This is a genomic window from Pseudomonas sp. SDO5271_S396 (assembly GCF_054071795.1).
Genome location: NZ_JBSVWB010000005.1, coordinates 25,759 through 38,882, shown reverse-complemented (window position 1 = coordinate 38,882; position 13,124 = coordinate 25,759). Strand labels below are relative to the sequence as shown.

The window sequence follows — 13,124 nt, the reverse complement described above, 5'->3', positions numbered from 1 at the left end:
CCGTGAAAAGGGGTTATTGAAGCACGAAATAATCGTAGCGCATGGACACGGTGACTTGCAGTGGCTGCGCCTGTTCGATCACCGCCGCACGGCGCTCGGCACTGGCGCGCCAGCCGTGGGGGGTCATGGCCAGCAGGTTGGCGCGGTCCGCAGGCTCGGCCAGGCTCAACGTGAACGTCAGGGTCTCGCTGTGCGCAAGGCTCATACCGTCCGGCACCAGGGCCAGGTGCTTGTCGTCGGTGTACTCGCGCACTTCGTCATACAGACGTTCGCGCAATTCCATCAGGTGGCCGCGGGTCGGGCCGACTTTCATCAAGCCGCCGCCAGGGCTGAGCAGGCGCTTGGCCTCTTGCCAGTCCAGCGGGCTGAACACGCTGGCCAGGAACTGGCAGCTGGCATCGGCCAACGGCACGCGGGCCATACTGGCGATCAACCAGGTCAGCGCCGGGTTGCGTTTGCACGCACGCTTGACCGCCTCTTTGGAGATATCCAGCGCGTAGCCATCGGCATGGGGCAGGGCCTCGGCGACCTGCGCGGTGTAGTAACCCTCGCCACAGCCGATATCCACCCAGCGCTGCGGCGCGCGTTCAGCGGCCAGTTCGGCCAGGCGCCTGGCCACCGGCGCGTAGTGCCCGGCATTGAGGAAGTTACGGCGCGCCTCGACCATGGCAAGGTTGTCGCCCGGGTCGCGGCTGTTCTTGTGCTGCACCGGCAACAGGTTCAGATAACCCTGGCGCGCGCGGTCGAAACGGTGCCCAGCCGGGCACGCCACGCCATTGTCCACCGCGTTGAGCGGTGCGCTGCAAAGGGGGCAGGCGAGCATCAGGCGAGCAACTTGATCAGGGTCTGGTAATAGATTTCGGTCAGTACATCCAGGTCGCTGGCGAGGATGCGCTCGTTGACCTGATGGATGGTTGCGTTGACCGGGCCCAGCTCGACCACTTGCGTGCCGAGCGTCGCGATGAAGCGCCCGTCGGATGTGCCGCCGCTGGTCGAAGCCTGGGTCTCGCGACCGGTGATGGCCTTGATGCTGGCCGACACCGCGTCGAGCAAGGCACCCGGTTCGGTGAGGAACGGCAGGCCCGACAGCGCCCACTCCACGTGCCAGTCCAGGCCGTGTTTGTCGAGGATCTGCGCAACGCGTTGTTGCAGGCCTTCGACGGTGGACTCGGTGGAAAAACGGAAGTTGAACACTGCCGTCAGGTCACCCGGGATCACGTTGGTCGCGCCGGTGCCGGAATTGAGGTTGGAGATCTGGAAGCTGGTCGGCGGGAAGAACGCGTTGCCATTGTCCCAATGCTCGGCGGCAAGCTCCGCCAGGGCCGGCGCGGCCAGGTGGATCGGGTTCTTCGCCAGGTGCGGGTAGGCCACATGGCCTTGTACGCCGCGCACGGTCAAGGTGGCGCCGAGGGAACCACGGCGGCCGTTCTTGACCACATCCCCCACCAGTGTGGTGCTTGACGGTTCGCCGACGATGCACCAGTCCAGACGCTCGTTGCGCGCAGCCAGGCGTTCGATCACGGCCTTGGTGCCGTGGTGCGCTGGGCCTTCTTCGTCACTGGTGATCAGAAACGCGACCGAGCCCCTGTGGTCCGGGTAATCGGTGACAAAACGCTCCGACGCCACCAGCATCGCCGCCAGGCTGCCTTTCATGTCGGCCGCGCCGCGACCGCAGAGCATGCCGTTCTCGTCGATCAACGCGTCGAACGGGTCGTTCTGCCAGGCCTGCACCGGGCCGGTCGGGACCACGTCGGTGTGGCCGGCGAAGCACAGCACCGGGCCTTCATGCTTGCCATGGGTGGCCCAGAAGTTGTCCACGTCCTCGATGCGCATCGGCTCGAGCTTGAAACCGGCGTCGCCCAGGCGCTGCATCATCAGCTTCTGGCAATCGGCGTCGACCGGCGTCACCGAGGGGCGACGGATCAGATCGATAGCGAGTTGAAGGGTCGGCGAAAGGTCGGCATGGGCCGTCATGGGAAAACTCCGGGAAGCGTGTCGTGGGCGCAGGACGAATGTGGATTTGAAACGGCGCAGATCCAATGTGGGAGCTGGCTTGCCTGCGATGCAGACGCTGCGGTTCAGCAAGTACACCGCGGCGATGCTATCGCAGCGGTGCGGCGATCCGACAAGCCAGCTCCCACAGAGAGCAAAGCCAGGGCCAAGTCTCGTAAAAGGGCCGTTATCTTATAGCAAAACGGCGGCCAGAGGCCGCCGTTTAGTGCATTGCGCAAGTTTTTACACAGCGGGCGCTGGCTCCGCTGTCGCCGAAGGTTTCGGCAGCGACGAGAGGAACGCCATGATCAGCGCTGCCACGTACGGCAGCGACTGCACCAGCAGCATCACCACCCAGAAGCGTATGTCGTTGCTCGGCAGGCCCTGCACCAGGTAGATCCCCAGCGCGGCGCCCCACAACAGCAGCATGATGAACATTTCTTCGCGGGCTTCGGAAATGGCGACCCAGAAGCCGTGGTTATCGGCGTTTTTCGGTGTACGAAAGAACGGAATGCTGCTGGTGAAGAAACCATACAGCACCGCCTTGGCGATGGTGTGGGACAACGCCAGGCCCGCCAGCGCCGCGCAGAACGCATCCTTGAGATTCACGCCAACGGCGCGGCGGTACAGGAAGATGATCTTGCCCACCTTGAACACGAACAACGCCAGCGGCGGGATCGCGAAAATCAGCAGCGGCGGGTCGACCCGTGTCGGCACGATGATCATCGCCGCCGACCACAACAGGGCGCCGACGGTGAAGAAGATGTTCATGCCGTCCGCCACCCACGGCAACCAGCCCGCCAGGAAGTGATAGCGCTGGCCACGGGTCAGCTCGGTGTCCTTGCCGCGCAACAGGCTGGCGGTGTGACGCTTGATGATCTGAATCGCGCCGTAGGCCCAGCGGAAACGCTGTTTCTTGAAGTCGATAAAGGTGTCCGGCATCAGGCCCTTGCCGTAGCTGTCGTGGTAGTACGCCGCCGACAGACCTTTCTCGAACACGCGCAGGCCCAGTTCGGCGTCTTCGCAGATGCACCAGTCGGCCCAGCCCAGCTCTTCGAGCACCGAGCGGCGGGTCATGGTCATGGTGCCATGCTGGATGATCGCGTCACGGTCGTTGCGGGTGACCATGCCGATATGGAAGAAGCCCTTGTATTCCGCGTAGCAGAGCTTCTTGAAGGTGCTTTCGTGCTGGTCGCGGTAGTCCTGCGGCGACTGCACCACGGCGATTTTCGGGTCGGCGAAGTGCGGCACCATGTGCTTGAGCCAATTCGGCGACACGCAGTAGTCCGAGTCGATCACCGCGATCACTTCGGCATCCTTGGCGGTGTGCGGGATCAGGTAGTTCAGCGCACCGCCCTTGAAACCGGCCAGGGGCGCCACGTGGAAGAACTTGAAGCGCGGGCCGAGGGTTGCGCAGTAGTCGCGTACCGGCTCCCACACCGCCGGGTCCTTGGTGTTGTTGTCGATGATCAGGACTTCGTAGTCCGGGTAATCGAGGGCCGCCAGCGCATCGAGGGTCTGTTTGACCATTTCCGGCGGCTCGTTGTAGCAGGGCACATGGATAGACACTTTGGGGCGGTAGTCCGAATCCCCTTCGACCGGCAGGAATTCACGCCGACGCTTGTGGGTCCATACCGCTTCCGCCAGCTCGTGGGCCTCGGTCAGCAGCACGATAAACACGCCGAGGGCGCCGAGCGCCAGAAGCACACCGACGGTCACGCTGAACCAGGTGCTGTATTGCTGGCTGTAGTCGTAGGCGATCCACACCAGCACCGACCCGCATAGAAACGCGATGAAAGTCAGGAAGGTACGGCCACGTTGGCGCAGGGCCGAGCCGTCGATCATCAGCAGGGTCAGGGACAGCAGTGCGAGCACCACCGAGCCGATGGCCAGCACGCGCCATTGCGGGATCGCGACCACCGGTCCTTCAAAGTTGAATTTCTGCTGGCGCGCGGCGTTGAACACGCCCCAATAAGCGCCCGCAGAACCTTCGTCGCTGACTTTCCACGGCTGATCGAACGCTTCGATCACGAAGTAGTTGAAGCCCTGGCGATTCAATTTGTTGACCAGGGTGCGCAGGTAAATCGCCTGGTCCGCCGGTGAGGTTTCATTGCCGCCGCGCATACGGCCATTGCTCGGCCAGCCCACTTCCGATAGCAGCAGCGGTTTTTTCGGGAACAGCTTCTTCAGGTCCCGGGCGCGGTCGAGTACGTACTGGCCGGCCTTGTCCATCGGGATGTATTCCCAGAAGGGCAGGATGTGCGCGGCGATCAGGTCGACGTGCTTGGCCAGTTGCGGGTTCTTTTCCCAGATGTGCCATTGCTCTGAGGTGGTCACCGGCACTTTCACGGCGGCGCGCACGCGGTCGAGCAACACGATCAGGGCGTCGGGGGTGATTTCTTCACGGAACAGCGCTTCGTTGCCGACCACCACGCGCACCACACTGCGCGAGCTGTTGGCCAGTTCGATGGCGCGCTGGATTTCGCGTTCGTTGCGTTCCAGGTCCGGGCTGATCCAGATCCCCAGGGTCACGCGCAGGCCGAACTCTTCAGCCAGCTTGGGGATGTCACCCAGGGTGCCGTCGACCGAATAGGTGCGGATGTTATCGGTCAGCTTGCTCATGATCTCCAGGTCACGGCGCATCTGATCGTCGGTGGGGTATTGATCCTTCTGCGGGTACTGCCCCTGTTGGAACGGGGAGTAGGAGAAACCGGAGATTTGTTCAGGCCAGTTGGGGGCGGTGACCGGGCGGTTGATCAATGCCCAGAAACCGGTGAACAGCGCGGCGATCGCCAGCACGATCACCAGATTGAGTCCAAATTTACGCGATGCCATGGCTATTTCGGGTTCCAAAGGGTGTGGAACGAAAAGAGGTGTCGGCCTGCGCCGAACGGCGCGCATCCTACACCGGCCGTTCGCTGAGCGTACAGCAGACAGAGAAAAGCCGGACGTTAGTCAGCGAAAGGCCATCTAAGTTCTTTACGTGTAACTTGTAGCTTAAAACTTGGCGCTCTGTAGCCCATAATGCGCGCCGGTTTTTGGGGTAATGGTCATGAGTACAGAAGATCCGCGGTTTGCAGGCGTCGCCCGCCTGTATGGCATTGAAGGTCTGGAGCGCTTGAAAGCGGCCCACGTAGCCATCGTCGGCGTGGGCGGCGTCGGTTCCTGGGCGGCGGAAGCCATGGCCCGGTGCGGGGTGGGCGAGATTTCGCTGTTTGACCTGGACGACGTCTGCGTCAGCAACAGCAACCGCCAGTTGCATGCCCTGGACAGCACGGTGGGCCGGCCCAAGGTCGAGGTGATGGCCGAGCGCCTGCGTGGCATCAACCCGGACTGTACCGTGCATGCCGTCAGCGACTTCGTGACCCGCGACACCATGGCCGACTACATCACCCCCGACCTCGATTGCGTGATCGATTGCATCGACGCCGTCAACGCCAAGGCGGCGCTGATCGCCTGGTGCAAGCGTCGCAAGATCCAGATCATCACCACCGGCGGCGCCGGCGGGCAGATCGACCCGACGCTGATCCAGGTGTGCGACCTGAATCGCACCTTCAACGATCCGCTGGCCTCGAAAGTGCGCTCGACCCTGCGCCGTGACTACGGTTTCTCACGCACGGTGACCCGTCACTACAGCGTGCCGTGCGTGTTTTCTACCGAACAGCTGCGTTACCCCAAGCCGGACGGCAGCATTTGCCTGCAGAAGAGTTTTGTCGGGGATGGCGTGAAGCTGGACTGCGCCGGCGGGTTCGGCGCCGTGATGATGGTCACCGCCACGTTTGGCATGGTGGCGGCGACCAAGGCGGTGGATAAGATCGTGGCTGGCGTGCGGCGGCCTTCGGAGCGGGCCAAGGCCGGTTGATGTGGGGCGCTTCAGGCCAGGGCAAAGTCATACAGCAGCTTGAGGTTCAGCCCCACGATCACCGTCGCGACCACCCAGGCCAGTACGGCTACCCAACTGGACACCACGAACTCGCCCATTTTCCGGCGGTCGGTGACGAACCGCACCAGCGGTACCGCCGCAAAGGGCAACTGCATCGACAGCACCACCTGGCTGAAGATCAGTAGCTGCGCGGTGCCTTTCTCGCCATACAGCGCCGTGACGAAAATGACCGGAATCACCGCCAGGCCACGGGTCACCAGGCGACGCATCCAGTTGGGCAAGCGCAGGCGCAGAAAACCCTCCATGACAATTTGCCCGGCCAGCGTCGCGGTGACCGTGGAGTTGATCCCCGAGGCCAGCAACGCCACGGCGAACAAGGTGGAAGCAATGCCCAGGCCCAGCAGCGGCGAGAGTAGCTCGAACGCCTGTTCGATTTCGGCGACATCCGAATGCCCGCTGGTATGGAACGCTGCCGCGCCTACGATCAGGATCGCGGCATTGATAAACAGCGCCAGCATCAGGGCGATGCTGCTGTCGGTGGTCGCCCACTTGATCGCATCGCGCTTGCCGGTGCTGTCGCGCGGGTAGTTGCGGGTTTGCACGATGGAGGAGTGCAGGTACAGGTTATGCGGCATGACCGTCGCTCCGAGGATGCCGATGGCGATGTAGAGCATTGCCGGGTTGGTCACGACCTCGGTGGACGGGATGAAACCACTGATGATCGCCGCGATGGGCGGCGCCGCTGCCGCGACCTGCACGCCGAAGCAGATGGCGATCACCACCAGCAGGGCAATCACAAAGGCTTCCAGGAAGCGAAAGCCCTTGTTCATCAATAACAGCAGCAGGAACACGTCCAGGGTGGTCAGCAGCACACCGCCCAGCAACGGGATGCCGAACAACAGTTTCAGCGCGATGGCGGTGCCGATGACTTCAGCCAGGTCGCAGGCGATGATCGCCAGTTCGCAGATGATCCACAGGGCAACGCTGACCGGTTTTGGGTAGTGATCCCGGCAGGCTTGCGCCAAATCGCGTCCGGTGGCGATACCCAGGCGGGCCGACAGCGCTTGCAGCAGGATCGCCATCAGGTTCGACAGCAGGATCACGCACAGCAGCGTGTAGCCGAATTGCGCACCGCCGGCCAGATCGGTCGCCCAGTTGCCCGGGTCCATGTAGCCCACCGAGACCATGTAGCCCGGCCCCGAGAACGCCAGCAGCCGACGCAACCAGGTGCCGGTTGCGGGAACGCTCACACTGGAGTGGACCTCGGCCAGGCTGGCGTAGGCTGGCCCGGGCTGGTCAAGCCGCCAGGCTGAAGGGTTGGAGGGGAGCGCGGGCTTGGGCATGACACAACTCCAGAAGACCAAAAGCGATACTGCACAGATCGCCGTGTCTGAGAGACGTTCTCATGAATCTGGAATTTAGCCGACGGATGTCCCGGGTTTCGGTGACATCGCGCTCAAGGTGCGCATGCGCTGCAATACCGCGTTGAGGCCATTGCTGCGCGACGGTGAGAGCTGGCGCGACAAGCCGAGTTGTTCGAACCAGCCGGGCAGGTCGACGGTGTTCAGGGCCTCGGCGGACAAACCATTGACCCGTGCCAGCAGCAGCGCCACCAGCCCACGGATCATGCGCGCATCGCTGCTGGCGGCAAACTGCCAATGACCGTCCTGCAAATGGCCCACCAGCCACACCAGGCTTTCGCAACCCTGCACCAGGTTGGCATCGGTCTTGTGTTCATCCGCCAGGACCGGCATGCGTTCCCCCCATTGCATCAGCAGGCGCGCCCGTTGCTCCCAACTGCCCACCGCTTGAAACGCGTCCAGCGCGGTGACTGCGTCTGTTGGCAGGTTCATCGCAGCATTGCCATGGCCTGATCCAGCGCGTCGAAAAAGCGCTCCAGGTCGTCGGAATCGTTGTACAGCGCCAGGGATACACGGATCGCCCCGGAAAGTTGCAAGGCCTTGATCAGCGGCATCGCACAATGATGACCGGCGCGCACGGCAATGCCTTGTTCGGTCAACAGGTGAGCGAGGTCGGCGTTGTGCACACCCTCGACCACGAAGCTGACCAGCGCCACCTGGGGCGTACCCAGCACGCGCACGCCGTTGCGCGCCTTGAGCCCGCGCAGCAGGTAATCGTGCAGCGCGGCTTCATGGGCGATGACCGCCGCCTGATCCAGTGACGCCAGGTAGTCGAGGCTGGCGCCCAGCCCGATCACGCTGGCGATTGGCGGTGTGCCGGCCTCGAAACCCAGCGGCGCGGGTCGGAAGCTGGCGCTGTGGTAATCGGCCTGTTGCACCATCTCGCCGCCAAACTGCCAGTGGCGCAGGTGGTGCAGGGCTTCGTTGCGTCCGTAGAGCACGCCGAGGCCATCCGGGCCGTAGAGTTTATGACTGGAGAATACGTAGAAATCGCAGCCCAGCGCCTGCATGTCATGGCGGCCATGGACAATGCCCTGGGCGCCGTCGACCACCGTGAGCGCGCCGTGTGCCTGGGCCTGCGCGATCAAGGCCTCCAGCGGTTGCCAGGCGCCCAGCACGTTGGACAGCTGGCTCACCGCCAGCAGGCGCGTGCGTGGGCCGATCAACTCGGCGGCGGCGTGCAGGTCGATCACGCCGGCATCGTTTAGTGGCAACACCACCAGCGTGAGGGCGCGACGTTTGGCCAGTTGTTGCCAGGGCAGCAGGTTGGCGTGGTGTTCCAGGGCGCTGATGACAATTTCATCGCCCGCATTGAATAAGTGCTCAAGGCCATAAGCCAGGAGGTTCAGCGCAGAGGTTGCGCCATGGGTGAATACGATCTGCCCACTGTCACCTGCGTTCAGCCACTGCGCGACCTTGCTGCGGCTGTCTTCGAACGCCTGGGTCGCATGGGCGCCGGGCAAATGCTGGGCACGGTGCACATTGGCTGCGCCATTGGCGTAGTAATGGCTGATGGCATCCAGCAGGGCCTGGGGTTTTTGCGTGGTGGCGGCGCTGTCCAGGTAGGTCTGGTCTTGCCGTTGCAGGGTGGCGATTGCCGGAAAATCGGCGCGCCAGGGGGAGGGCACAAGCATGGTGTTCAAGACTCGTATAAGCGGGCCCCGAAGTCGGGGCCCGCTAGTGGCATCGAGTGGCTGCTTAGTTGTGAGCGTGCAGCGCTTCGTTCAGTTCGATGGCCGATTTGTGGGTTTTGCACTCCACGGCACCGGTCTCGGAGTTGCGACGGAACAGCAGGTCCGGCTGACCGGCCAGTTCACGTGCCTTGACCACTTTGACCAACTGGTTCTGCTCGTCCAGCAGCGCCACCTTGGTACCTGCGGTCACATACAGGCCCGACTCCACGGTGTTGCGGTCGCCCAGCGGGATACCGATACCGGCGTTGGCACCGATCAGGCAGCCTTCGCCGACCTTGATCACGATGTTGCCGCCGCCCGACAGGGTGCCCATGGTGGAGCAACCGCCGCCCAGGTCAGAACCCTTGCCGACGAATACGCCTGCCGACACACGGCCTTCGATCATGCCCGGGCCTTCGGTGCCGGCGTTGAAGTTGATGAAGCCCTCGTGCATCACGGTGGTGCCTTCGCCCACATAGGCGCCCAGGCGCAGGCGTGCAGCGTCGGCGATGCGCACACCGGCGGGTACCACGTAGTCGGTCATTTTCGGGAACTTGTCCACCGAGAACACTTCCAGCAGCTCGCCACGCAGGCGCGCTTCCAGTTGACGCTCGGCCAGTTCGGCGATATCGATCGCGCCCTGGCTGGTCCAGGCCACGTTCGGCAGTTGCGGGAATACACCGGCCAGGCTCAGGCCGTGGGGCTTGACCAGGCGATGGGACAGCAAGTGCAGCTTGAGGTAGGCCTCAGGCGTGGAGGTCAGCGCGGCGTCTTCGGCCAGCAAGGTGGCGACCAGCGGCTTGTGGCTTTCGGCCAGGCGGGTCAGCAGCGCGGCTTGAGCGGCGTCGACGCCTTTGAGTGCGTCAGCCAGTTGCGAAGCCTGGGACAGGGTGAAGGTAATGGCCTGGTTGCCTTCGGTGTAGCCAAGGATCGGCGCGATGGCTGCGATGATTTCGGCCGAAGGATTGAGCAGCGGTTGTGCGTAGAACACTTCCAGCCAGGCACCTTGGCGGTTCTGGGTGCCGACGCCGAAGCCCAGGCTGAACAGGGAATGGGACATGCTGTTACCTCTACAAAATGAAAGGGCTGGCCTACTTGAGGGCCGCCGAATAACTATCTGGCTTGAAGCCAATCAGGGTTCTGTCACCGAGATCAAGCACCGGACGCTTGATCATCGAAGGTTGCGCGAGCATCAATTCAATGGCTTTCGACTGATCGAGATCGGCTTTGCGTTCGTCTTCGAGTTTGCGAAAGGTGGTGCCCGCACGGTTCAAAACCACCTGCCAACCGTGCTCGTCGCACCATTGGGTCAAGTGTTCGCGGTCGATACCGGCCGTTTTGTAGTCGTGGAATTCATAGCTCACGCCGTGCTCATCGAGCCAGGTGCGGGCCTTTTTCATGGTGTCGCAGGCTTTGATGCCAAAAAGGTGCAACGTTTTGCTTGAAGCGGTCAAGGAATTGCCCCCTTTGAGCGTGTGAAAACGGAAGGTCACGGATTATGCCACGACCAGCGGGTTTGGGTGCCGCTCGTCATGCCGGCGTGCGACTTATGTGCAAATGCCAGGTTGCAGCCAGGTGGGTAACATAGCTGGGTTATATGGCACTTCAACGGCGAGATGTTGCCGTATGTGTGTCGTTGTACGTCGATTGTCCGGGAAAACCGCGTTATGCAAACCGCCTACACCGTTCTTATCCTGCTGATGCTGGTCAGCGTTTCGCGTCTGGTCGGGCGTGTGATTCCCCTGCCGTTACCCCTGGTGCAAATTGCCGCCGGTGCCTTGCTGGCCTGGCCTACGCTGGGGCTTCACGTGGCGCTGGACCCTGAGCTGTTCCTGTTTCTGTTCCTGCCGCCGCTGTTGTTCTCCGATGGCTGGCGCATGCCCAAGCGGGAGCTTTGGCGCCTGCGCGGGCCAATCCTGACGCTGGCAGTGGGGCTGGTGCTGTTCACGGTGGTCGGTGCCGGTTACTTCATTCATTGGATATTGCCTACGATCCCGCTGCCGGTGGCCTTCGCCCTGGCGGCCGTGTTGTCGCCGACGGATGCCGTGGCCGTGTCGGCCATTTCCCAGAACCGCCTGCCTACTCCGCTGATGCACATGCTGCAGGGCGAGGCATTGATGAATGATGCGTCGGGCCTGGTGACCTTCAAGTTCGCCCTGGCCGCTGCGTTGACAGGGGTGTTTTCCCTGGCGGACGCCAGCCTCACATTTGTCTTGGTGGCCGTCGGTGGACTGGCGGTCGGCGTTGCGCTGAGCTGGCTGGTCGGTCGCCTGCGCGCGTGGATGATTGCCCGGGGGTGGGATGACCCGGCGACCCACGTGGTGTTCATGTTGCTGCTGCCGTTTGCCGCGTATGTGCTGGCAGAACGCCTGGGTGCCTCGGGCATTTTGTCAGCGGTCGCAGCCGGCATGATGCAAAGCTGGCTGGACCTGTTGCCGCGCCAGACCAGCACGCGCTTGCTCAATCGCAGTGTGTGGTCGCTGCTGGAGTTTGCTTTTAACGGCTTGATCTTCCTGCTGCTGGGTCTGCAACTGCCGGACATCATCAAGGCGGTGGTAAGTCATGAGCCGACATTATGGCCGGCCCTGTTCTATCGCTGTCTCGACGTGATCGGGATTTTCCTGGTGTTGGTGGTGTTGCGGTTTGTCTGGGTGCAGAGCATCTGGCGGCTGTCAGGGTTGTTGCGTCGTCTACGTGGGAAAAGTGAGCTGACACTGGTGCCCACGGCGCGCTCTTGCTGGTTGCTGACCGTCGGCGGCGTACGCGGTGCCGTGACCCTGGCCGGTGTCATGTCGGTGCCATTGTTATTGGCGCCGGGCCAGGATTTTCCTGAACGTGACCTGCTGATCTTCATCGCCGCCGGGGTGATTCTGTTGTCGCTGATCGCCGCATGCGTCGCCTTGCCGCTGCTGTTGCGCGGTATCGAAAAGAGCCCGGATGAGAAGCGCCACAACGAGGTTCGCGAGGCCTGGAAAAAGACCGCCGTGGCCGCGATCCATGCCCTGGAAACTGAAGAACCGGCTGAACCCGAAACCCAGGATGCAGCCCAGGCCGCGCTTGCTACCGAATTGAAGGCGCGCTTGATGTCGGAATACCGCCACCAGTTGGAGGTGTTCAACGACTCGGCCGAAGCCCAGGCACTGGCGCAACAGATGGACCTGCTTGAGCGCAAACTGCGCCTGAAAGCCCTGCGTGCACAGCGCTTGGAGTTGTATAGCTTGAGCCGTCACCACCAGATTGGTGATGACGTGCTGCGCGAAGTGTTGGCCGAGCTGGATATGAGTGAGGCGAATTTGGGGCTCAAGAAGTAGCGGCTTCTGCTTTTGGGTAGGCTTTTTTGGCCCAGGCGATGTCCCCATCGCTCAACGACCAGGTTTCAGACTGGCCCCAGCCGCCGTGTGTCAGTTTGGGACTGATTTCATAGTGCATGACCGAGTCGCCATCGTAGGGCAGGAAGTCGTATTGGTTGGAGCGGGGCAGCGGGAGCACGTTATTTTGCACACCTTCCCGGTCTAGCCCGGCGATACGGTTAGAGCCCTCATACACTTTTTCCATATCCCACGGAATTTTGGCATCCGGGTGTTGATGGGCATGATGAGCGCCGAGCATATGACCGAATTCATGCATCACCACATACTTGAATCGTGGGTGCGTATGGTCCCTTGGCAGTGACATGGTGGGGCTTGCGGGAGACCTATCGAGCGCCTCTGTTCCTGTGGCTGAGCTGCCCCCTCCTTCATTGTTTATATTCTGAGTAATGCGAACGTCACCTTCCTCTCCAGGCACGAACTCGAACTTCAGATTGATGTGGGGCAGCCATTCGCTGGCGGCTCTCTTGACGGCCAATACGTAGGGATCGTCCATGTCGTAGTCGTACATGGCGATTTTGATCGTGCTGTTTTGGGGCCAGTATTTGTCGGGCTCGCCAATGTTGCGTCGGCTTCTGGAACGGGGGGGTGTGCTGTCGCCAGCATTTTCGAAGGGCGAAGCAACAATGGGGTAGTGGAAAACGGGTGGGGAAGTGGCAGCTATCATGTGTTGTTTCCTGCGACGATTGAGGACGAATGTGTTGGTTTATTCGTCCAGATCGCAGGAAAGTTCCGGGCGCTTTGTGTGAGTATGTTAGCCCGTGTTTGCTTGGGGCAAATACGGGTC

The 13,124-nt window shown here is 62.2% G+C and carries 11 protein-coding genes; 2 read left to right on the top strand and 9 right to left on the bottom strand.

Going from position 1 to position 13,124, the window contains the following annotated elements; genetic code table 11:
• Positions 1 to 13: 13 nt before the first annotated feature.
• From ACW9IN_RS05750 to ACW9IN_RS05740, 3 genes are all read right to left on the bottom strand, one after another.
• The gene (locus ACW9IN_RS05750; RefSeq protein WP_457364963.1) at positions 14 to 823 is read right to left on the bottom strand and encodes a putative RNA methyltransferase; all 810 of its coding nucleotides are present in this window, start codon (positions 821 to 823) and stop codon (positions 14 to 16) included.
• Positions 823 to 1,974 carry a succinyl-diaminopimelate desuccinylase gene (dapE, locus tag ACW9IN_RS05745; protein WP_457364962.1) on the bottom strand — a complete coding sequence of 384 codons (1,152 nt, stop codon included), beginning with the start codon at positions 1,972 to 1,974 and terminating at the stop codon, positions 823 to 825. Before dapE ends, ACW9IN_RS05750 begins: the two co-directional genes overlap by 1 nt.
• A 261-nt stretch (positions 1,975 to 2,235) precedes the next feature.
• The gene (locus ACW9IN_RS05740; protein ID WP_457364961.1) at positions 2,236 to 4,827 is read right to left on the bottom strand and encodes a glycosyltransferase; all 2,592 of its coding nucleotides are present in this window, start codon (positions 4,825 to 4,827) and stop codon (positions 2,236 to 2,238) included.
• A gap of 217 nt (positions 4,828 to 5,044) precedes the next feature.
• Here ACW9IN_RS05740 and tcdA point away from each other — a divergent pair, with 217 nt between their 5' ends.
• Positions 5,045 to 5,854: a tRNA cyclic N6-threonylcarbamoyladenosine(37) synthase TcdA gene (tcdA, locus tag ACW9IN_RS05735; RefSeq protein WP_457364960.1), complete on the top strand. Its 810-nt coding sequence runs from the start codon at positions 5,045 to 5,047 to the stop codon at positions 5,852 to 5,854.
• A gap of 11 nt (positions 5,855 to 5,865) precedes the next feature.
• Here tcdA and ACW9IN_RS05730 read toward each other — a convergent pair whose 3' ends face one another.
• The 5 genes from ACW9IN_RS05730 to ACW9IN_RS05710 form a co-directional block, all read right to left on the bottom strand.
• Entirely contained in the window at positions 5,866 to 7,218 is a 1,353-nt protein-coding gene (locus tag ACW9IN_RS05730) for an Nramp family divalent metal transporter (protein ID WP_457364959.1), read from the bottom strand.
• A 75-nt stretch (positions 7,219 to 7,293) separates the two neighbouring features.
• The gene (locus ACW9IN_RS05725) at positions 7,294 to 7,728 is read right to left on the bottom strand and encodes a SufE family protein (RefSeq protein WP_457364958.1); all 435 of its coding nucleotides are present in this window, start codon (positions 7,726 to 7,728) and stop codon (positions 7,294 to 7,296) included.
• The gene (locus tag ACW9IN_RS05720; protein ID WP_457364957.1) at positions 7,725 to 8,930 is read right to left on the bottom strand and encodes an aminotransferase class V-fold PLP-dependent enzyme; all 1,206 of its coding nucleotides are present in this window, start codon (positions 8,928 to 8,930) and stop codon (positions 7,725 to 7,727) included. Before ACW9IN_RS05720 ends, ACW9IN_RS05725 begins: the two co-directional genes overlap by 4 nt.
• A 64-nt stretch (positions 8,931 to 8,994) precedes the next feature.
• Positions 8,995 to 10,029, bottom strand: coding sequence for a 2,3,4,5-tetrahydropyridine-2,6-dicarboxylate N-succinyltransferase (gene dapD / locus ACW9IN_RS05715; protein ID WP_457364956.1), 1,035 nt, complete (start codon positions 10,027 to 10,029; stop codon positions 8,995 to 8,997).
• 31 nt (positions 10,030 to 10,060) lie between these two features.
• Positions 10,061 to 10,369, bottom strand: coding sequence for an arsenate reductase (locus tag ACW9IN_RS05710; protein WP_231124426.1), 309 nt, complete (start codon positions 10,367 to 10,369; stop codon positions 10,061 to 10,063).
• 267 nt (positions 10,370 to 10,636) lie between these two features.
• Here ACW9IN_RS05710 and ACW9IN_RS05705 point away from each other — a divergent pair, with 267 nt between their 5' ends.
• Positions 10,637 to 12,280 carry a Na+/H+ antiporter gene (locus ACW9IN_RS05705; protein ID WP_457364955.1) on the top strand — a complete coding sequence of 548 codons (1,644 nt, stop codon included), beginning with the start codon at positions 10,637 to 10,639 and terminating at the stop codon, positions 12,278 to 12,280.
• Here ACW9IN_RS05705 and ACW9IN_RS05700 read toward each other — a convergent pair.
• Entirely contained in the window at positions 12,270 to 13,004 is a 735-nt protein-coding gene (locus tag ACW9IN_RS05700; RefSeq protein WP_457364954.1) for a matrixin family metalloprotease, read from the bottom strand. The genes ACW9IN_RS05705 and ACW9IN_RS05700 overlap by 11 nt on opposite strands.
• Between the last annotated feature and the right edge of the window lie 120 nt (positions 13,005 to 13,124).